Genomic DNA, 19,409 nt, shown 5'->3' with positions numbered 1-19,409 from the left:
GGAGCAACGCCGTGAGTCTCCACCAGTGGTTCCACCGCAGCGCGGAGCGCGTACCCGAGGCGGTCGCGCTGGAGGTCGACGGGGAGTCGGTGACCTACCGCGAACTGCACGAGATCGCCGGCGGTCTCGCCGGACGGATCCGCGCCCAGGTGGGCCGGCGCCCCCGCGCGGTCGGCCTGCTGGCCGCCCGCAGCCTGCCCGCGTACGCCGGTTATCTGGCCGCCCTGCGGGCCGGCGCGGTGGTGGTACCGCTCAACCCGGCCTTCCCGGCCGCCCGCAACGCCCGGCTGTGCCGCGACGCCGGGGTGGACGCCCTGGTGGTCGACGCCGCCGGCGCGGCGGTGGCGGCCGACGTGGCCGGCGCCGCCGCCACGCTACGGCTCGACGGCCCGCCCGCGCCCGCCGTCGAGGAGCCGGCGGTACGCCCGGACGACGTGGCCTACCTGCTGTTCACGTCCGGGTCGACCGGGCGGCCCAAGGGGGTGCCGATCCGGCACCGCAACGTCGACGCCTACCTCGCCCGCTGCCTGGACGTCTACCGGGTGGGTCCGGGCGACCGGCTGTCGCAGAGCTTCGACCTGACCTTCGACCCGTCGGTGTTCGACATGTTCGTCGCCTGGGGCGGCGGGGCCACGCTCGTGGTGCCGCAGCCGGACGAGGTGCTCACCCCGGTGCGCTTCGTCAACGAGCGGCGGATCACGCACTGGTTCTCGGTGCCGTCGGTGGTGTCGCTGGCCCGCCGGATGCGGATGCTCTCCCCCGGCGCCATGCCCGGCCTGCGGCACAGCCTGTTCGCCGGCGAGCAGCTCACCGTCGAGCAGGCGCGGGCGTGGGCGGCCGCCGCGCCGGGCAGCGTGGTGGAGAACCTGTACGGCCCGACCGAGCTGACCGTGACCTGCACCGCGTACCGGCTGCCGGCGGATCCGGCGCGCTGGCCGGCGACCTCGAACGGCACGGTGCCGATCGGCGACGTGCACGACGACCTCGACGCGATCGTGCGGGGCGAGGACGGCACGACCGGCGGCGACGACGGTGAGCTGTGTGTGGCGGGCGCGCAGTGCTTCGCCGGCTACCTCGACCCGGCCGACGACGAGGACCGGTTCGTCGAGTACGCCGGGCGGCGCTACTACCGCACCGGCGACCGGGTCCGCCGCGAGCACGGCACGCTCGTGCACCACGGCCGCCTCGACGACCAGGTGAAGCTGCGCGGCTACCGGATCGAGCTGGGCGAGGTCGAGATGGTGCTGCGCGGGCACCCCGGCGTGCAGGACGCGGTGGTGCTGGCGCTCGGCGCCGGCGACGACGTGTCGTTGCAGGCGGTCTACACCGGCGCGGCCGGGATCGCCGCCGAGCTGTCCGGCCGCTGCGCGGACCGGCTGCCCGGCTACATGGTGCCGGCCCGGATCCACCACGTGGCCGCGCTGCCCACCAACGGCAACGGCAAGACCGACCGACGCCGGACCGCCGCCCTGGTCGGCGACGCCTCCGGCGGGACGAGAGGAGAACGGTGATGACCGGGATCAGCAACGCGTACGACAAGGAACGGGCGTTCCGGTCGGTGGCGGGGCGCTTCGCCACCGGAGTGGCGGTGGCGACGGCGCTCGGGCCGGACGGGCCGCTGGGCATGACCGTCAACTCGTTCACCACGGTGTCGTTGTCCCCCCGGATGCTGCTGGTGTGCCTGCGGCGGGACTGCCGGCTGCTGGACGCGGTCCGGGGCAGCGGCCGGTTCGCGGTCACCGTGCTCGCCGACGACCAGCGCGAGGACGCGGCCTGGTTCGCCAGCCGGGGCCGGCCCACCGGGGCGGAGGGCTTCGCCGGCGTCGCGTACGACGCGGAGACGGCGACCGGCTGCCCGCGGCTGACCGACGGGGTGGCGTACTTCGGGTGCGAGGCGGTGTCGGCGGAGCCGGCCGGTGACCACGCGGTGCTGATGGGAACCGTCCGTGCCGCCGGCCTGCTGCGGTCCACCCCGCCGCTGCTGTTCGTGGACGGGCACTACGCGCAGGTCGCCGACCTGCGGGAGACGGAGGTGGCGCGATGAGCGTCGGCGCCGCTCCCGGGGACCTGCGCCACCTCAGCCTGCGCGCCGCGCGGGCCGGGGCGGACGCCATCCGCCAGGCCCGCCACCGGGGCTTCCGCACCGTCCACAAGGGCGGCGCGGCCCAGGACCCGGTGACCACCGCCGACCACGCCAGCGAGCGGGCGATCCTCGACCTGCTGGCCCGCGACCGGCCGCAGGACGCGGTGCTGGCCGAGGAGTCCGGGTTGAGCGCCGGCTGCTCCGGGCTGCGCTGGATCGTCGACCCGCTGGACGGCACGCTCAACTTCAGCCACGGGGCGAGCCGCTACGCGGTGAGCATCGCCGTGGCGGCGGGCTGCGACGCGGGCGAGGGCCGGGTGGTCGCGGCCACCATCCTGCAACCGGCGTCCGGGGCCTGCCTGGTGCTCGACGCCGAGGGCGCGCACGACGGCGACGCCCGGGTCGCGGTGAACCGCGACGCGGTGCCGGGGCACGCGCTGGTGGCGTTCGCGGTGCCGAACGCGCCCGGCCCGCGGCGGCGCGCCTACCAGGCGCTCGTCGGCCTCGCGCCGCGCGTCGCGGACCTGCGCAACTCCGGTTCCACGGTCTGCGACCTCGCGGCGGTGGCCACCGGGGAACTGGACGCGTTCGTCAGCTTCGACCCGGCCGCCTGGGACGTCGCCGCCGGGACCGCGCTGGTGGAGGCCGGCGGCGGGGTGACCCGCCGGTGGCGGCGGGACGGGCAGACCGTCTTCGCCACCGGCGCGCCGGCGGTGGTGGCGGCGCTGGAGGACTGGCTGGGCGCGGAGCGCGCCGACGAGAAGGAGGGGAACGACGATGACCAGCGATGACGAGTTCCGGCTGGCGCTGGTGGGCGCGGGGCGGATGGGCCGCCACCACCTGCGGGCGCTGGCGGGCAACCGGACGGTCCGGATCAGCCACGTGGTCGACCCGGTGCCGCAGGCACGCGCGGCGGTCGCCGCGGCCGGGCTGCCGGCGTACCCGAGTGTGGAGGACCTGCTCGCCGAGGCGGTGCCGGACGGCCTGTTGGTGACCGCGCCGACCGGCCGGCACGGCGCGGTGGTCGCGGCCGCGGCGAAGGCGGGGCTGCCGGTGCTGTGCGAGAAGCCGGCCGGGCTGGACGCGGCAGAGGCCGCGGAGGCCGGCCGGGTGGCCGCCGCCGCCGGCATCGGCTTCCAGGTCGCCTACTGGCGGCGGTACGTGCCGGCGCTGCGGCGACTGCGCGAGCGGATCGCCGGCGGCGACCTCGGTGAGGTGCTGTTCGTGGCCGCCTACCAGTGGGACGGGGAGCCGCCGGCGGCGGCCTTCCGCACCGGCAGCGGTGGGATCTTCGTGGACATGGGGGTGCACGAGTTCGACCAGATCCGGTGGCTGACCGGGCAGGACGTGGTCGGGGTGGCCGCGCGGCCGGCCGGGACGGTCACCGACCCGGCGGTACGCGGGCGGGACGTGGACAGCGCGCAGGCGTTGCTCGGGCTCTCCGGCGGCGCCACCGCGCTGGTCTCGCTCGGCCGGCACCACGCGGGCGGGGACATGGCGGCGGTGGAGGTGTTCGGCACCCGGGACCACGTCCGGCTGACGTTCCTCGACCCGGCCGACGGCGACGCACCCATGCACGCGGCGCTGGCCCGTCAGGCGGAGGACTTCGCCGGGCTGGTGCGCACCGGCCGGTCGGCGGGCGCCCGGGTGGCGGACGCGGTCGCCGTGCTCGACGCGGCGCACCGGGCGACCACGCAGATCACGCAGGGCCACGAAGCGCATCCCGATCGGTGACTCCTTTCACCATCTGGGAGCGCGTTATTCCCTAGCTGAAGGTGGGAAATTCAGCCGTCACCACACAGTGGACGACCCGGCGGAGCGAGGGACTTCATCCATGCAGTTCAGTGTTCTCGGTCCGCTGACCCTGTCCGCGGACGACCACGCGGTCCCGTTGACCGGCACCAAGCCACGACTCCTGCTCGCCGTGCTGCTGCTCAGCCCGGGTCGTACGGTCTCCACCGCCCGGCTGGTCGACGGCCTCTGGCCGGACGCGCCGCCCGCGTCGGCCGTGCGAAACCTGCGGACGTACGTGCACCGGCTGCGCCAGGTGCTGGACCGCGGCGGCGACTCGGCCGACCGGCTCGTGTACGACGGCACCGGCTACCACCTGCGCGTCGACGAGCACGAGTTGGACCTGCTGCGGTTCCGGCGCCTCGCCGACGACGCGCGCCGCGCGGCGCGGGAGGACCGCCCGGACGCCGCCGCCGACCTGTTCGACCGGGCGGCCGAGCTGTGGCGGGGGCATCCGCTGGAGGATCTGCCGGATCTCGGCACCGAGTTGGACGCGGCGGTCACCGCGCTGCGGGAGCAGCACCGGGAGATGACCACCGAGCTGACCGACCTGCGTCTGCGCCTGGGCCAGCCGGCGCGGGTCATTCCCGCGCTGCGCCGGATGGTGACCGAGGAGCCGCTGGACGAGCGCCGCCAGGCGCAGTTGGTGACCGCGCTGACGCTGGAGGGGCGGGTCGCCGAGGCGTTGGCCGCCTACCAGCAGGCCCGGCACGGCATCGTCGACGAGCTGGGCGTCGATCCCGGTCCCGCCCTGCAGGGCGCGCTGCAGGCCGCGTTGGACGCGGACTCGGCCGAGGCCCGTGCCCCGTCGGGCCGGCCGGCCGCCGACCCGGGTCCCGGCGCCCCGCCGACCGGCCGGCAGGCGTTGCCGATGAAACCCCCGGCGCTGGTCGGCCGGGACACCACCGCCGGCCAGCTCCGCGCCATCGCCGAGGGGATCGCCGACTCGACGGGCGCGGACGAGCACGCCGCGGTGGTGCTGGTCTCCGGCGCGCCGGGCGTGGGCAAGTCGTCCTTCTCGGTGTCCAGCGGCTACGAGTTGGCGGACCTCTTCCCCGACGGGCAGCTCTTCGTCAGCTTCGACAGCGGCGGCGAGCCGCCGCGCGGCAGCGGGGAGCTGATCCGGGAACTGCTTGTCGAGCTGGGGGTGCCGCTGACCGACATGTCCGACGACCTCCGGGAGCGCGCAGCCGTGCTGCGGTGCGCGCTGGCCGGGCGGCGGCTGCTGCTCATCATCGACGACGTCGAGTACGCGCAGCAGGTCCGCCCGCTGCTGCCGGGCGCGGGCCGGAGCCTCGTGCTGGTCAACAGCCGGCAGCGCCTGCTGGACCTGGACGTGGGCTGGCGGCTGACGCTCGGCGCGCTGGACCGGGACGAGGCGGTGGAGCTGCTGGCGACGATCGCCGGCGAGGCCCGGGTCCGGGAGCAGCCGGAGGTCTTCGGCCGCATCGCCGACGCCTGCGACCAGTTGCCGCTGGCCCTGCGGATCGTCGGCAGCCGGCTGGTCACCCAGCCGGACGGCGCGCTGCCCGGCTTCGCCGAGCACCTGGAGAACGAGGAGTACCGGCTCGCCGAGCTGGTCGTCGGGGACATCTCGGTGCGGGACACGCTGTCGGTCAGCTACCGGGGGCTGGACGTCGACGCCCGGCGGGCGCTGCGGGAACTGGCCGCCGCCGACTCGCTGATCACTCCGAGCAGCGCGGTGGAGATCCTGCGCCTGCCCCGGCAGCAGGCCAACCGGCTGGTCGAGCACCTGGTGCAGCACAACATGCTGGTGCCGGTCGACTCCGGCCGCCTCGGGCAGCGCTTCCACCTGCCGGAGCTGCTGCGGATCTTCGCCAACGAGTGCCCGTAAGGAGGGGGCCCCGCTCAACGCAATCTGCATAAGCGGGGCCCCCTCCTCACACCTGCCTACTTGAGGAACCGGTCCAGCGCCGCCTCGATGGTGCCGCTGTCCGGCGCCGCGTACGACTTCATCGTCACCTTGTTGTAGGAGATGAAGCTCGGGCAGCGGGCGGCCGGCGCGGTCACGGTGCCGCCGTCGCCGATCTTCTCGCCCGTCTTGGCCGCGTGGAACGTCAGCGTGTAGCGCGAGGAGATGTAGTCGACCGTGACGACCTTGCCGTCGGTGGCCTTGTACTGGCACTTCTTCGGCGTGCCCTCGCTGCCGTCGACCACCTTGAGGCAGCCGATCACCGACGCGGTCGCGAAGTCCGCCGACTTGGCGTAGTAGCTCTTGTCGGAGCTGAACGACTTCTGCGACCAGAACGTCGGCCGGTCCGGGGCGTTGGAGAAGACGTACGCCTTCGCGCTCGACGGGCCGGTGTACGGGGCGGCGTTGAGGATCGAACCCCCCTCGCAGACCGCGGACAGGTCGCTGGAGTAGCGGGCGGTCGTCGCGTCGTTGTTGGTCGGCTCGTCCGGCCCGGTCGTCTCCGGCCCCGCCTGCGAGGGCGTCGCCGTCGGCCCCGGGGTGGCGCTGCCGGACGCGACAGGCGTCGGGTCGTCCTTGTCGTCCCCACCGAACGCGACGTAGGCGAGCCCGCCGCCGCAGCACAGCAGCGTCAACGTCACCGCGCCGGCGGCGAGGCCGACGATCAGCCCCTTCTTCGACTTGCCGGGCGGCGGGGCGGCCGCGAACGGCGCCGGCTGACCCGGGTACGCGGGCTGACCCGGGTACGGCGCCTGCGCGCCGTACGCCTCCGGCCCGGGCTGCGCGCCGTACGGGGCGCCGGAACCGGGCTGCGCGCCGTAGGGGGCGCCCGATGCCGGCGAGGCGCCGTAGGGCGCTCCCGAGCCGGGCTGCTGGCCGTACGGCGCACCCGACCCGGGCTGCGCGCCGTAGGGCGGCTGCTGGCCGTACGGGGCGTTGGGGTCCGGATAACCTCCGTAGGGAGGGTGATTGTCACTCATCTGAGGTTCTTCCACCTGTCGTCCGTGGTTCCGGCGATCAACCACCCCGCAGCGTAATGACGGCTGCAAATCCACGATCGCCGACGTCTCGCGGTTCTTCACGATCGGTGCCCACGCCGTTCCGGTGTGTGCTCGGACGACGTCCACACCCACCCCGCGACCGCCGCCCACCTGGCGGGATTCGTTGCGCGGCAACGGATCCCCGGTTCCGTCCGGGCCGACCCGGGCGCGGGAAAATGTGACGCACGCTACAGTCGCGCGGGCACCGCGTCCCGGGCCAGGGCGAGCGCGCCGTACAGCGCCGCGTCGTCGGCGAAGCCGGAGCGCACCACGTCGGGCGGGTGCGGCAGCGCCTCGGTCAGCCGGTCGACGAGCATCCGTCGGATCAGCCCGCTGCGGGTGACGCCGCCGACCAGCACGATCCGTTGCGGATCGAGCAGCAGGCAGCAGGTCACCAGCGCGCGGGCCGCCTCGTCGACCCGGGCGGCCAGCGCGTCGCGCGCCGCGCCCGGCGAGCCGGCGGCCTCGGCCAGCCCGGCCGCCCCGCCGGGCAGGTCCAGGTCGGCGGCGAGCCGGTCCAGCGCCCGGCCGGAGAAGTCCAGCTCCAGCATCGTCCCCGGCCAGGGGCCGCCGGCCACCGCGTACCCGATCTCGCCGGCCGCGCCGCGGTGGCCGGGCAGCACCGCGCCGCCGACCGTCACGGCCGCCGCCACGCCGGTGCCGATCCCCACCACCAGGCCGGGGTCGACGCCGCGCAGCGCGCCGTGGCGCAGCTCGGCCAGCGCGGCGGCGTTCAGGTCGTTGTCCACCGCGACCCTCGGCACGTCCAGCGCGTCGCGGACCGCGTCGGCCAGGCGCAGCCGTTCCCAGCCGGGCACGTTGGGGGCCAGGTCGATGCCGTCCGGTCGGACCACGCCGGGCGAGGCCACGCCGGCCGCGGCGAGCGGGCCGCCGACCTCGCCGACCAGGTCGCCGGCGAGCGCCAGCGCCCGGGCCAGCGCCTGCGGCGCGCCCTGCTCGGCGTGGGTGGGCACCCGACGGTGGGCCAGCAGCCGGCCCTCCGCGTCGGACACCCCGACCGCCATCTTGGTGCCGCCGAAGTCGATGCCGAGCAACAGCCCCGCGCCGCCCGTGCCGGCCGCCGGGATGCTGGACAACCGCACGCTCATGCGGTCACCTCCGTTCGCGACTGCGGGGCTCGCAAACCCGGCTCACTCCTCGCGCTCACCGACGCCCCTGATCGCGACTGCGGGGCTCGCAAACCCGGCTCACTCCTCGCGCTCACTTGGCCCCCAGCGCGGCGGCCACGGCGTCCAGCGCCTCGTCGGCCCGGCGCAGCAGGCCGCGCACCGCGTCCAGTCGCTCGGCGACCGGGTCGAGCGCGGCGCGCAGCACGTTCACCTGGGCGCGGACCGCGTCGGCGCCCGGCCCGTCGGCCTGGGCCCGGCGGAGGACCAGTTCCGGGCGTACCGCGGCGGCGATCAGGTCGGCCACTGCGGCGTCGTCCAGCTCGCCGGCGATGTCGGCGGCTGCGGCGCGTACCCCCTCGGGGGTCCAGGTGTCCGGCCCGCCGGCGCGCACCAGCCGGCCGACCACCGAGTGCGCGGCGCGGAACGGCACCCCGTGACGGGTCAGCGCGTCCGCGGCGGCGGTCGTGGTGGCGCCGGACGCGACGATCTCCTCCCGGCTCGGCGGGTTCAGCGGCGCGATCTCGGCGAGGAAGCCGCCGACCAGCGCGAAGAACCGCTCCGCCCGGTCGTTGCTCTCCCAGAGCCGCACCTGCACGTCGGTGGTGGCGTTGTTGGAGTCCTCCCACCAGGCGGCGCCGACGTTGTTGAGCACCGAGGCGGCGTCCGCCGCGGCCTGCCCGGCGTAGGAGACCAGGTGCTCCAGCACCACCGGGTTGCGCTTCTGCGGCATGATGCTGCTGCCCTGGGTGAAGTCACCAGGGGTGGTGACCCACTGCCAGCTCAGCCAGTCCATCAGCGTGCGGGCCAGCCGGGCGCCGGTGGCCAGCGCGCGGGCGTTGATCGTGCCGACCCGGACCAGGTGGTCGGCGCCGGCCACCGCCTCGTACGAGTTGGTGACCACGCCGGCGAAGCCGAGCAGCTCGGCCAGCCGGGCGCTGTCGATGTCCAGGTCGGTGCCGGCGAACGCGCAGGAGCCCAGCGGCGAGACGTTGAGCTGGTCGATCACGTCGGCGTAGGTGGCGGCCTGGCCGGCGAGCGCCTCGGCGTAGCCGGCGAGCGCGTGGCCGATCGTGGTGGGCTGGGCCGGCCGGCGGTGGGTGTAGCCGGTGATCACCACGTCGGCGTACCGGTCGGCCTGCGCCAGCGCGGTGCGGCCGGTGTCCAGCACCCGCTGGAGCACCTCGACGAGCTGGTCGCGCAGCAGCATCCGGAACACGCCGGCGTCCAGGTCGTTGCGGCTGCGGGCGAGCTGCACGTCCAGTTCGGAGGTGGGGATGTCGCAGGCCGCCGCTAGCCGCTTCTCCAGCAGGTAGTAGGTGTCCTCGAAGCTGCCGTCGTAGGCCGGGACGGCAGTGGTGTCGGCGCGCAGCGCGGCCAGGCCGCGCAGCAGCCGGGCGCCCCGGTCGGCCGGGATCAGGCCCTGCTCGGTCAGCATCACCACGTGCGCCTGGCTGGCGCGCACCATCGCCGGGTAGAGCTTGCCGACGTGGTGCTCGTAGGTCGGCGCGAGGTGGTGGCGCTGGTAGGTGGTCAGCGTGCTCATCGGGTTTCCTTCCGGTCCGCGGTCAGGCCGAGCAGTCGCTCGGCGTTCCCGGCGAAGATCGCGCGCAGGTGGTCCTCGGGCAGGCCCAGCTCGTGGCAGACGCGGAGCTGGTCATCGAGGTAGCGGGTGACGTAGCCGCGCGGGAACCAGGACGAGTCGCTGCCGTAGACGATGCGGTGCGGGCCGATCGTCTCGTAGCAGCGGCGGAACAGGTCCTCCAGCGTGAGCCGGTAGGGCATCCAGCGCACCCACTGGTTCGAGCCGGACGTGTCGACGGAGATGTTGGGGCAGCCCCAGGCGGCGAAGAACAGCTCCTGCACGTGCTGGACGCCGAAGTGCGGCACCACCACGTTCAGCTCGGGGAACCGGCGAGCCATCCGGACCAGCTCGTCCGGGCCGCCGTAGCGGCCGACGGGGAGGCCCCCGGCGCTGCCGTAGTGGCCGATGTGGATCAGCACGGGCACGCCGAGGCGCTGGGCGGTGGCCCAGAGCGGGTCGAGGTCGTCGTGGTCGAGCGGGCCGCGCAGCAGCGGCGCGAACAGCTTCAGCCCGCGCAGCCCCCGTTCGGTGACCGCGCGCTCCAGCTCGGCCGCCGCGCCCGGCGAGTAGGGGTCGTGGTGGGCGAGGCCGAGCAGCAGGTCGGGGTGGCGGTCGACCACGTCGGCGAGCGCGTCGTTGCCGCCGCCGGTGACGAACACCGCCCGCCGCACCCGCACCGCGCGCAGTTCCTCGGCCCACCGGTCCGCCTCGTCCTGCCAGCGCTCGGCGGGCGGCTCCGGCTCCGGGAAGCTCCAGGCCCGACGCCACTGCCGGGCGTACGGCGCGGAGCCCTCGGCCCGCACCGCCCGCTCGTGCGCGCCGCCCGGGTGCATGCCGGCGGACTCCTCGCAGGCGTGCACGGTCTCGTCCGCGCCGATGCGGAAGTGCAGGTGGAAGTCGACCACGTCGAGTCCCCGGTCGGCGGTCACGCGTCCTCCTCGGGCGACGATTCGGGCAGCGAGTCGGGCAACGGGTCGGCGGTGGGCGGGGCCGGCATCGGGGCGGCCACCCAGGCCGCGACGATCTCGCGCAGCCGGGCGCCGGCGGTGGCGCGCACCGTGCGGCCGGCCTCCTCGGTGGCCCGCGAGACGTGCCCGGACCAGCCCTGCCACGGGTCGGGCCGGGACTCGACGAGCACGTACGGGTGGGTCACCGGCAGCTTCGGTCGCGGCGGCAGGTCGGTGGCGGCGTCCAGGCGTACCGTCTCCGGCGCGAAGCCGAGCACCCCGGACGTCTCGTACGCGCCGCCGTGGCCCCGGGCGACCACGTCGCCGTACAGCTCGCCGGTCTCCGCCGGGGTGACCAGTTGGAACCAGTTGACCAGCAGCAGGCTGGCGGTGCGCCGCCCGGAGACCCACTCCATGGCGGCCCGGACGGTGGACATGTTGGCGTCGTGGCCGTTGACCACCAGCAGCCGGGGGAACCCGGCGGCGACGATCCCCTCGATCACGTCGGCGAGGTAGCCGACCGCGATCTCCGGCCGGATCGCCACGGTTCCCGGCCAGGGCCGGGTCTGCCCGGGGCAGGCCGCGTAGGCGACGGCCGGGAACAGCACGCCGCGCGGGCCGGGCCCGGGCGCGGCGCTCTCCGAGGCGAAGCCCTCGGCGAGGATCAGGTCGGCGCCGAGCGGCAGGTGCGGGCCGTGCCACTCGACCGCGCCGACCGGCAGCACCGCGAAGTCGGCCGCCGCGACCACGTCGGCCAGTTCGCCGCCGGGGATCCCGGCGGCGGGCAGCAGCCCGCCACCGTCCGGCCAGTGGTTGCTCACGCGGTCCACTTCGCCGCCTCCTTCGCCGCCCGGCCGCCGTTCTGGAGCCGGCCGGAGACCACCATCACCACGAAGATCAACACCACCTGGAGCATTCCGTACGCGGCGGCGGTGCCGACCTCGAACGAGTACATCCGGTTGTTGATCTCCACCGAGATCGGCGCGGTCTCCGAGGTGTAGATCAGCACCGAGGCGACGAACTCGCCGACGCCGTTGACGAACGCGAGCAGCGCGCCGGCCAGCACACCCGGCAGCATCAGCCGCAGGGTGACCGTGCCGAACGCCCGCGCCCAGGACGCGCCGAGGTTGCGGGCGGCCTCCTCCAGCGACGGGTCGAGCTGGGCCAGCGTGGCCGAGCTGGACCGGAACACCAGCGGCAGGAACCGCACGAAGTAGGCCAGCGGCATGATCCAGAAGGTGCCGATCAGCACCTGCCCGAAGCTGAACGCGTTGCCGGTGCTGAACGCCGAGATCAGGTTGATCGCGACCACCGTGCCGGGCAGCGCCCAGGCCAGCATGACCGCCACGTCGAGCAGGCCACGCCCGCGGAAGTCGAGCCGGCGCACCGCGTACGCGATGAGCACGCCGACCACGACGCAGCCGACGGTGGCGAGCAGGCTCATCTGCAACGAGTTGACGATCGGCCGGTACGCGTCCGGGTCGGAGAAGATCGTGGTGAAGTTCTGCGTGGTGTAGCCGGACGGGATCACCTCGGTGGTCCACGTCCCGTCCTCGGAGAACGCCACCAGCGCGATGGTCGCCACCGGGGCCAGCAGCACCACCACGGCGAGCAGCGAGGCGGCCAGCGCCAGCCAGCGGGCGAACGGGTTGGTCAGCTCGCGGCGGTGACTGGCCACGCCCTTGGACTGGGAGCGGTAGCTGCGCCGCCCCTCGTACCAGCGCATGCCGAGCAGGAACAGCACCGACACCACCGCGAGCACCGACGCGTAGGTCGACGCCATCGGCAGGTCGCCGTTGGTGCGGTTGATGTAGATCTGCATGGTCATCGTGCGGTCCACCCCGAACAGCAGCGGAGCGGTGTACGACGCCAGCGACGTCATGAAGACCAGCAGCGAGGCGGAGACCAGCGCCGGGGTGAGCATCGGCAGCAGCACGGTCCGCCACACCCGCACCCGGCCGGCTCCGAGGTTGTAGGCGGCCTCCTCCACCGACGGGTCCATGCCCTGGAGCGCGGCGGACGTGGCCAGGTAGAAGAACGGGTACATGGTGAACGTGTGCACCACCAGCACGCCGGCGATGCCGCTGAACGGCAGCACCGGGTTCTCGGTGCCGAACACCTGTTGCAGCGCCCGGGGCAGGATGCCGGTCTCGCTGTAGAGGAGCTGGAACGAGATCGCCCCGATCAGCGGCGGCAGCGCCGCCGGCACCAGGATGATCGCCTCGATGAGCCGGCGGCCGGGGAACGAGAACCGCTTGAGCAGGAACGCCATGGCCACGCCGACGACGCCGCACAGGAACACGCTCGCGGCGGAGATCATCAGCGAGGTGAGCAGCGCGGAGCGGGCCACGCCGTCGCCGGTGAGGAAGCTGGCCCAGTTCTCCGGGCCGTCCACCCCGACGCTCTCGCCGAACGTGGCGAGCATCGGCTGCACCACGTAGCCGAACAGGACCAGCGCCAGCGGCAACACCAGGACGTACGGGAACCAGCGCGAGTTCGCGTTGAGCGCGGGGCGGCGGGACCGTCGGCCCGGGGGCGTGGGGTCCTCGGTGATCGGCGGGACGGTGGCCGCGCTCGGCGTGGCGGGGATGGTGCTCAAGAGCTCACCACCCACATCCGCTCCGCCGGCAGGCGCAGCCCGACCTGGTCGCCCACGGCGATCCGGGCCGGTACGTCGATCGCGGCCACCTGCACCGACTCGCCGCCCACGTCGACCACCAGGTTGGTGGCCATGCCGGTGAACTCCAGCTCGGTCACCCGGCCGGTCAGCGCGTCCTCGTCGGTGGCCGCGCCGAGCGTGATGTGCTCGGGCCGGACCGAGACCAGCGCGGTGGCGCCCTCGCGCAGCCCGTGGTCGGCCGGCGCGGCGACCGGAACCTCCCGGCCGCCGGGCAGCGCCACCGTCACGGTGTCCGGGCCCGCGGTCACCACCGGCAGGCTCAGCACGTTGCTGCGGCCGATGAACCGGGCCACGAACGCGGTGGCCGGGCGGTGGTAGATCTCCTGCGGGGTGCCGACCTGGCGGACCCGGCCGGACTCCATCACCGCGATCCGGTCGGACATGGCCATCGCCTCGGCCTGGTCGTGGGTGACGTAGAGCGCGGTCGTGCCGCTGTCCTTCTGGATCCGGCGGATCTCGACCCGGGTCTCCTCGCGCAGCTTGGCGTCCAGGTTGGACAGCGGCTCGTCGAGCAGCAGCGTGCGGGGGCGGATCACCAGCGCCCGGGCCAGCGCGACGCGCTGCTGCTGGCCGCCGGAGAGCTGGTCGATGCGCCGGTCGCCGTACCCGGCCAGGTGGACCTGGCCGAGCGCCTCGTCGATGCGACGCTTCGCCTCGGCGCGGCCGACCTTGCGGATCTTCAGGCCGTACGCGACGTTCTGGGCGACGCTGAGGTGCGGGAAGAGCGCGTAGTTCTGGAAGACCATGCCGGTGTCGCGCTTGTTCGGCGGTCGGTTGGTGACGTCCTCGGCGCCGAACCGGATCCGGCCCGAGCTGGGGAAGTAGAAGCCGGCGACCATGCGCAGGGTGGTGGTCTTGCCGCACCCGCTCGGGCCGAGCAGGGTGAAGAACTCCCCCGCGCCGATGCGGAGGTCGACGTCGTCGACCGCCGCGGTGTCGCCGGCACGTGGGAAGCGCTTGCTCACCGACTCCAGCGTGACATCGATCATGACGTCTCTCCTTGCGTCCGATCTGAGTGGGACGAGCGCGGGACGCCGGGCGCCTGGGTGCGCCCGGCGTCCCGGCCGGTCAGCCCTTGTTCTTGATCTGACCGTTCCAGTGGTTGATCCACTCGGTCTCGTTCTTGCCGACCACGACCCAGTCGACGTCCATCGGCTTCAGGTCGAGCTGGGCCAGCCACTCCGGCTTCTCGGCGATGTCGATGGCCGGGATCTGGAAGTAGTCCTTGGCCAGCTCGGCGCGGAGCGAGTCGTCGAAGAGGAACTCGAGGAACTTCTGCGCGCCCGCGCTGTTGCCGCCCTTGACCTGGGCCAGGCCGTCGACCAGGACCGGGGCGCCGGAGGCCGGCATCACGTAGCCGAACGGCATGTTCGCCTGGTTGGCCTGGAGCAGGATGTCCTGGAGGTTCCAGGCGCTGAGCGTGCCCTGCTGGCGGGACAGCTTGAGGTAGAGGTCAGTCGGGTTGGCCGCGTACGCGCCGGTGTTGGCGTCGAGCTTCTTCAGCCAGTCGTAGCCGGGCTGCGGGTCGCTGCCGTCCTTGGACTGCCGCTGGATCATCGAGGCGTAGATCGACCGCATGGTGCCGGAGGCCGCCACGTCCCGGATAATGATCTTGTCTTTGAACTCCGGCTTCAGCAGGTCGTCCCAGTCCTTCGGGGCCTGCTCCGGGGTGAGCGCCTTGTTGTTGTACATGATGACCTCGGGCAGCAGGATCTCGCCGAACCACCGGCCCTGCGGGTCCTTGTACTTCTCGTCCATCTTGCCGGCGAACGACGGCTGCCAGCCGGTGAGCAGGTCCTCGGACGCGCCCGAGGCGAGGCCCTGCTGGGTGCCACCCCACCAGACGTCGGCCTGCGGGTTGGCCTTCTCCGCCCGGACCCGCTCCAGGATCTCCTGGGCGCCCAGGTTGAGCACCTCGACCTTGCCCTTGTACTCGGGGTACTTCGCGGTGAACTTGTCCACCACGAACGTGGTGACCTTCTTGTCGCGGGCCGAGTAGATCGTCAGCTTCTCGGCGTCGCCGCCGGCCGAGTCACCGGAGCCGCCGCAGGCGGTGCCGGCGGCGAGGACGGTGGCGAGCGCACCGGCGAGCAGGAGTCGACGTCTCATGAAGTACCTCCGAGGGGTGTTGTGGGGGGTGGAGCGATCAGGGGGCGGGTAGCAGGGTGGACAGGCCGGACGCGGCGGCCGAGAGCGCGTAGCTGACCGCGCCGTGCAGCACCGCCTGGTCGCCGAGGACCGCGCGGCGGACCTCGGTGGGGCTGGGCGCGCCGAGCGACACCAGCGCCTGGAGCCGGTCGACGGCGGCGTCGTCGAGGTCGGCGGCGGCACCGCTGAGCAGCACCCGGCCCGGGTCGACAACGCAGGCGCAGGAGACGATCAGCCGGGCCCAGGCGGCGAGCAGTTCGGCCAGGTAGGCCGCGGCCCGCTCGTCGGCGGCGGCCAGCTCCACCAGCGCCCGCACCGGCGCGGCCGGCCGGCGTCCGGGGGCCAGCGCGACGACCCGTTCGGCGACGGCGCTCTCCGACCAGCGGGCCTCGAACGGGCCGATCCCGTCGTGCCCCCGGTCGGCCGGGTCGAGCGGCAGGAAGCCGACCTCGCCGGCCGCGCCGCCGGAGCCGCGGCGGACCTGCCCGTCGAGCACCAGGCCGGCGCCGATGCCGTCGCCGACGTGCAGCAGGAGCAGGTCGGCCACGTCGCTGCCGGCGCCCGCGGCGTGCTCACCGGCGGCCATCAGGTTGACGTCGTTGTCGACCACCACCGGCACGCCGAGCCGCCGCTGGACCGACTCCCCCACCGGGCGCGCCTCGACCAGCCCGACCGAGGGGGCGAGCCGGACGGCACCGCCGGTGGAGACGCCGGGTGCGGCGATGGCCACGCCGCGCAGCGCGGGCAGCCCGTCACCGGCCAGCTCGGGCACGGCGGCGCAGATCAGGTCGACGATGTCGCCGGTCCGCCGCACCGTGCGGTGGGCGATCACGGCGCCGTCGCTGTCGGCGATCTCGCAACTGATCCGGGCCGGTTCCAGCGCCACGGCGGCGACCAGCTCGGCACGCGGGTTGAACTCGAGGATCGCGCGGGGCCGGCCGGCGCGGGAGGCGCCGGGGCCGCGCTCGATCAGGTAGCCCTCGGCGACCAGGTCGCGGACCAGCGGGGTGAGCGTGGCGGGGCTCAACCCGGTCAGCTCGGTCAGCTCGGCCCGGGAGAGCACCCGGGCCTGACGGGCGGCGGAGATCACGCTGCGGCGCTTGATCTCCTTCGACCGCTCCCGGCTCACCGGGCTCGTCGGTGGGGTCACCACGTCTGTCACCATTCCTTCCTACGGCGAACGAAGTATTGCGTCAAGTAACGATCTGGTCTCGCACACCCGGGGCGAGCGCTTCTGAGCTGGAAAATTGGCGCTCAATGGGGCCCCTTGGGAGCGGGTCTAGGTCCACCGGCGCCACCGCTTCGGCATTCCGCTTGACCCGCCCTTAATTCGATCTACGAAGAAAAGTGCCGGCGCTTCCGCCCCGGCGCCCGCATCAGCTTGCCACTGTGGAGGGTCGGCACGTCCGCCCAGGCCGCCGCCCGCATCGGGCGGCCACCCTGGCTGCGCCCACCTTTCGAGCTGACGGCAGAAACGACTCACGCCGCCGTCCCGCCCCAGCCATGCCGGTCCGCGAGACGGGACGGCCGCGAGACCGGGTCGCGCCGTCGGCCACGAGTCGCCCTTGACGTCGAGCGCGCTCCAACTCCTACCGTCGTGGCGCACGCGGACGCGTGGCGAAAGGGGGGCCCGATGCGGGTGCTGGTGACCGGCGGGACGAGCGGGCTGGGACTCGCCATGGCCTCCGCCCTGACCTCGGCCGGAGCGGCAGTCGCGCTGACCGGCCGAGCCGCCCGGCAGGCGCGGGCCGTCGCGGCCGGGCTGCCCGGAGCGGTCGGGATCGCGCTGGACGTCCGGGACGAGGCGTCGGTGGCGCGGGCGGTCGACGAGGCGTGGTCGCGGCTCGGCGGCGTCGACATGCTGGTGAACAACGCCGGAATCGGCATGCGGACGGTCAACCCGCGCTTCATGACCCACGCGCGGGGCTTCTGGGAGGTGTCGGTCGCCGACTTCCGCGCGGTGGTCGAGACGAACCTGACCGGATATTTCCTGGTGGCGCGGGAGGTCGTGCCGCGAATGCTCGCGGCCGGCGACGGCCGCGTCGTCAACGTCTCGGTGAGCCACCCGACCATGCACCGTGCCGGATTCGTCCCGTACGGGCCGTCGCGCGCCGGCAGCGAGGCACTGTCCCGGGTGATGGCCGCCGACCTGCGAGGCACCGGCGTCACCGTGAACCTGCTGCTGCCCGGTGGCGTGACGGCCACCGGGATGCTGCCGCCCGGCGCCGTGCCCGCCGGCCGGACGGTGCTGCCGCCCGAGGTGATGGGCCCACCCGTCGTGTGGTTGGCCTCGGCCGACGCGGCCGGCGTGCACGACGAGCGCATCGTCGCCGTCGAGTTCGCCCGGTGGCTCCGCGACCGGAGGGCCGGGAAGGGTGGTTCCCACACCCCTGCCACCCCTTAATGGCGTCCGTCTATATTGACGCCCATCGCAGGCACGGACACACTTCCGGGACCACCACCCCATCTCCCCGTTCCGGGAGGGCCCCATGAACCGTCCCCGCCTGTCGCCGACGCGTACCGCCGCACGTCTGGCCACGCTCGCCGCCGCCACCGCCGGCATGCTGCTCGCCGTCGTCGCGCCCGCCTCCGCCGCCGTGCCCTCCGGGCGCTACGTGGCGCTCGGCGACTCGTACACCGCCGGCCCGCTCATCCCCACCCAGGTCGACCTGAACTGCCTGCGCTCCAACCGCAACTACCCGTCGCTCGTCGCGGCGGCCGCCGGATCGTCGTCGTTCGCGGACGTGAGCTGCTCCGGGGCCACCACCGACGACATCCTGTACGGCGGTGACGGGCAGCTCGGCATCGCCGTGCCGCCGCAGGTCAACGCCGTCACCTCGAACACGGCGCTGGTGACGGTGCAGATCGGCGGCAACGACATCGGGTTCTCCGGGATCATCAGCGACTGCGCGGAGGCGAGCCTCAGCAGCCCGCTCGGCTCGCCGTGCAAGGACCGGTTCACCGCCGGCGGCACCGACCAGCTCCGCGCCCGGATCGCCGCCACCGTGCCGAAGGTGACCGCGGTGCTGCGCACGGTCAGGCAGGCCGCGCCGAACGCGCGGGTCGTGGTGCTCGGCTACCCGGCGATCCTGCCGGAGAGCGGGTACGGCTGCTGGCCGGTGGTGCCGATCGCCTACCAGGACGTGCCCTACCTGCGGGGCGTCGAGAAGGCGCTGAACGCGATGCTCGCCGACACCGCGGCGGCGAACGGCGCCGGCTACGCCGACGTCTACACCCCGTCGATCGGCCGGGACGCCTGCAAGAGCAGCGGCACCCGCTGGGTCGAGGGGCTGGTGCCGCAAAACGCGGCCGCGCCGTTCCACCCCAACGCCCGGGGCGAGCAGGGCATGGCCGACGCCCTGCGGGCGCACCTGAGCTGACGAGCCGCCGCCGAGCCGGTCCCGCCGTCGCGGCGGGACCGGCTCGCGGCCGGGTCGGCAGGTGTCAGCGCAGCGACCGGAACGCATCGCGCATCTCCCGGGCGAACAACTGCGGCTGCTCCCAGGCGGCGAAGTGCCCGCCGCGCTCCACCTTGCGGTAGTGGATGAGATTCGGGTACGCCCGCTCGGCCCAGCTCCGCGGCGCGAGCAGGATCTCGTCGGGGAACTGGCTGACCGCGGCCGGCACCCGCACCCCCTTGGCGGCGAAGAAGGACAGCGCGTTCTGCGCGTACAGGCGGGCCGACGAGACGCCGGTGTTGGTCAGCCAGTAGAGCGACACGTTGTCCAGGATGTCGTCGCGGGTGAGGCCGCCCGGGCGGCCGGCGAATGCCGCACGGATCAGGTCCAGGCTGGCCGCGTCGTGGTCGAGCATGAACGACGCCAGCCCGACCGGCGAGTCGGCCAGCGCGGTGAGCGTCTCCGGGCGGGTGGTCATGATGATCGCGGACGCGGAGTGCTTCCAGAAGAAGTCGATCCGCTCGCAGGCCGCCCGCTCCTCCGCTCCCCCACCCGATCCCGCGCTTGTCCCACAATCAGGAAACGAAATTCCACTATTCAAGACCGGCGCAGATCTTGGTATGGAAGGGCCCTGATGGGGGCCGGTCCGTACCAAGATCTCGGGATGACGGAGCCCG

At 74.0% G+C, this 19,409-nt stretch carries 17 protein-coding genes; 7 read left to right on the top strand and 10 right to left on the bottom strand.

All coding sequences use genetic code 11. The features are described from left to right. Nucleotides 1-11 precede the first annotated feature (11 nt). The 5 genes from ACIA5A_RS06930 to ACIA5A_RS06910 all read left to right on the top strand — a co-directional run bounded on the left by ACIA5A_RS06930 (nucleotide 12) and on the right by ACIA5A_RS06910 (nucleotide 5,729). Nucleotides 12-1,511, top strand: coding sequence for an amino acid adenylation domain-containing protein (locus ACIA5A_RS06930; RefSeq protein WP_396757252.1), 1,500 nt, complete (start codon nucleotides 12-14; stop codon nucleotides 1,509-1,511). After that, the gene (locus ACIA5A_RS06925) at nucleotides 1,511-2,044 is read left to right on the top strand and encodes a flavin reductase family protein (RefSeq protein WP_396757250.1); all 534 of its coding nucleotides are present in this window, start codon (nucleotides 1,511-1,513) and stop codon (nucleotides 2,042-2,044) included. Before ACIA5A_RS06930 ends, ACIA5A_RS06925 begins: the two co-directional genes overlap by 1 nt. Continuing rightward, nucleotides 2,041-2,874: an inositol monophosphatase family protein gene (locus ACIA5A_RS06920; protein ID WP_396757248.1), complete on the top strand. Its 834-nt coding sequence runs from the start codon at nucleotides 2,041-2,043 to the stop codon at nucleotides 2,872-2,874. The genes ACIA5A_RS06925 and ACIA5A_RS06920 overlap by 4 nt, the downstream gene beginning before the upstream one ends. Next, on the top strand, nucleotides 2,861-3,817 hold the full coding sequence (locus ACIA5A_RS06915; RefSeq protein WP_396757246.1) for a Gfo/Idh/MocA family protein: 957 nt from the start codon (nucleotides 2,861-2,863) through the stop codon (nucleotides 3,815-3,817). Before ACIA5A_RS06920 ends, ACIA5A_RS06915 begins: the two co-directional genes overlap by 14 nt. Before the next feature lie 100 nt (nucleotides 3,818-3,917). Next, nucleotides 3,918-5,729, top strand: a complete 1,812-nt coding sequence (locus ACIA5A_RS06910; protein WP_396757244.1) for a BTAD domain-containing putative transcriptional regulator — start codon at nucleotides 3,918-3,920, stop codon at nucleotides 5,727-5,729. A gap of 56 nt (nucleotides 5,730-5,785) precedes the next feature. Here the strand turns inward: ACIA5A_RS06910 and ACIA5A_RS06905 are convergent, their stop codons facing one another. From ACIA5A_RS06905 to ACIA5A_RS06865, 9 genes are all read right to left on the bottom strand, one after another. After that, nucleotides 5,786-6,787 (bottom strand): hypothetical protein, encoded by a 1,002-nt coding sequence (locus tag ACIA5A_RS06905; protein WP_396757242.1) that lies wholly within the window; start codon nucleotides 6,785-6,787, stop codon nucleotides 5,786-5,788. A gap of 248 nt (nucleotides 6,788-7,035) precedes the next feature. Next, nucleotides 7,036-7,956 carry an ROK family protein gene (locus tag ACIA5A_RS06900; RefSeq protein ID WP_396757240.1) on the bottom strand — a complete coding sequence of 307 codons (921 nt, stop codon included), beginning with the start codon at nucleotides 7,954-7,956 and terminating at the stop codon, nucleotides 7,036-7,038. A gap of 112 nt (nucleotides 7,957-8,068) precedes the next feature. Then, on the bottom strand, nucleotides 8,069-9,520 hold the full coding sequence (locus ACIA5A_RS06895; protein WP_396757238.1) for a lyase family protein: 1,452 nt from the start codon (nucleotides 9,518-9,520) through the stop codon (nucleotides 8,069-8,071). Further along, nucleotides 9,517-10,488: an amidohydrolase family protein gene (locus ACIA5A_RS06890; protein WP_396757236.1), complete on the bottom strand. Its 972-nt coding sequence runs from the start codon at nucleotides 10,486-10,488 to the stop codon at nucleotides 9,517-9,519. The genes ACIA5A_RS06895 and ACIA5A_RS06890 overlap by 4 nt, the downstream gene beginning before the upstream one ends. Beyond that, complete coding sequence (locus tag ACIA5A_RS06885; RefSeq protein WP_396757234.1) at nucleotides 10,485-11,336, bottom strand: creatininase family protein; 852 nt, start codon at nucleotides 11,334-11,336, stop codon at nucleotides 10,485-10,487. Before ACIA5A_RS06885 ends, ACIA5A_RS06890 begins: the two co-directional genes overlap by 4 nt. Next, nucleotides 11,324-13,105, bottom strand: a complete 1,782-nt coding sequence (locus ACIA5A_RS06880; RefSeq protein WP_396757232.1) for an ABC transporter permease — start codon at nucleotides 13,103-13,105, stop codon at nucleotides 11,324-11,326. Before ACIA5A_RS06880 ends, ACIA5A_RS06885 begins: the two co-directional genes overlap by 13 nt. Beyond that, nucleotides 13,102-14,175, bottom strand: coding sequence for an ABC transporter ATP-binding protein (locus ACIA5A_RS06875; protein ID WP_396757230.1), 1,074 nt, complete (start codon nucleotides 14,173-14,175; stop codon nucleotides 13,102-13,104). Before ACIA5A_RS06875 ends, ACIA5A_RS06880 begins: the two co-directional genes overlap by 4 nt. Nucleotides 14,176-14,254: 79 nt before the next feature. Further along, a complete protein-coding gene (locus tag ACIA5A_RS06870) occupies nucleotides 14,255-15,295 on the bottom strand; it encodes an extracellular solute-binding protein (RefSeq protein ID WP_396757228.1) in 1,041 nt (346 codons plus the stop codon). Nucleotides 15,296-15,332: 37 nt separating this feature from the next. Further along, on the bottom strand, nucleotides 15,333-16,499 hold the full coding sequence (locus ACIA5A_RS06865) for an ROK family protein (RefSeq protein WP_396757226.1): 1,167 nt from the start codon (nucleotides 16,497-16,499) through the stop codon (nucleotides 15,333-15,335). A gap of 468 nt (nucleotides 16,500-16,967) precedes the next feature. Between ACIA5A_RS06865 and ACIA5A_RS06860 the strand changes: the two genes are divergently transcribed. Beyond that, nucleotides 16,968-17,738 (top strand): SDR family oxidoreductase, encoded by a 771-nt coding sequence (locus tag ACIA5A_RS06860; protein ID WP_396757224.1) that lies wholly within the window; start codon nucleotides 16,968-16,970, stop codon nucleotides 17,736-17,738. Nucleotides 17,739-17,823: 85 nt separating this feature from the next. After that, a complete protein-coding gene (locus ACIA5A_RS06855; RefSeq protein WP_396757222.1) occupies nucleotides 17,824-18,714 on the top strand; it encodes an SGNH/GDSL hydrolase family protein in 891 nt (296 codons plus the stop codon). A 64-nt stretch (nucleotides 18,715-18,778) separates the two neighbouring features. On the opposite strand, the gene ACIA5A_RS06850 is transcribed toward ACIA5A_RS06855, so the two are convergent. Next, the gene (locus ACIA5A_RS06850) at nucleotides 18,779-19,210 is read right to left on the bottom strand and encodes a hypothetical protein (RefSeq protein WP_396757220.1); all 432 of its coding nucleotides are present in this window, start codon (nucleotides 19,208-19,210) and stop codon (nucleotides 18,779-18,781) included. Nucleotides 19,211-19,409 lie beyond the last annotated feature (199 nt).

Source organism: Micromonospora sp. NPDC051300 (assembly GCF_044455315.1).
Taxonomy (GTDB): Bacteria; Actinomycetota; Actinomycetes; order Mycobacteriales; family Micromonosporaceae; genus Micromonospora; species Micromonospora robiginosa.
This window is presented reverse-complemented; position numbering and strand designations above follow the sequence as displayed.

Coding starts and splice junctions, on each gene's coding strand:
- ACIA5A_RS06925 (WP_396757250.1), top strand. CDS start 1,511: ATGACCGGGATCAGCAACGCGTACGACAAGGAACGGGCGTTCCGGTCG.
- ACIA5A_RS06920 (WP_396757248.1), top strand. CDS start 2,041: ATGAGCGTCGGCGCCGCTCCCGGGGACCTGCGCCACCTCAGCCTGCGC.
- ACIA5A_RS06915 (WP_396757246.1), top strand. CDS start 2,861: ATGACCAGCGATGACGAGTTCCGGCTGGCGCTGGTGGGCGCGGGGCGG.
- ACIA5A_RS06910 (WP_396757244.1), top strand. CDS start 3,918: ATGCAGTTCAGTGTTCTCGGTCCGCTGACCCTGTCCGCGGACGACCAC.
- ACIA5A_RS06905 (WP_396757242.1), bottom strand. CDS start 6,787: ATGAGTGACAATCACCCTCCCTACGGAGGTTATCCGGACCCCAACGCC.
- ACIA5A_RS06900 (WP_396757240.1), bottom strand. CDS start 7,956: ATGAGCGTGCGGTTGTCCAGCATCCCGGCGGCCGGCACGGGCGGCGCG.
- ACIA5A_RS06895 (WP_396757238.1), bottom strand. CDS start 9,520: ATGAGCACGCTGACCACCTACCAGCGCCACCACCTCGCGCCGACCTAC.
- ACIA5A_RS06875 (WP_396757230.1), bottom strand. CDS start 14,175: ATGATCGATGTCACGCTGGAGTCGGTGAGCAAGCGCTTCCCACGTGCC.
- ACIA5A_RS06870 (WP_396757228.1), bottom strand. CDS start 15,295: ATGAGACGTCGACTCCTGCTCGCCGGTGCGCTCGCCACCGTCCTCGCC.
- ACIA5A_RS06865 (WP_396757226.1), bottom strand. CDS start 16,499: ATGGTGACAGACGTGGTGACCCCACCGACGAGCCCGGTGAGCCGGGAG.
- ACIA5A_RS06860 (WP_396757224.1), top strand. CDS start 16,968: ATGCGGGTGCTGGTGACCGGCGGGACGAGCGGGCTGGGACTCGCCATG.
- ACIA5A_RS06855 (WP_396757222.1), top strand. CDS start 17,824: ATGAACCGTCCCCGCCTGTCGCCGACGCGTACCGCCGCACGTCTGGCC.
- ACIA5A_RS06850 (WP_396757220.1), bottom strand. CDS start 19,210: ATGACCACCCGCCCGGAGACGCTCACCGCGCTGGCCGACTCGCCGGTC.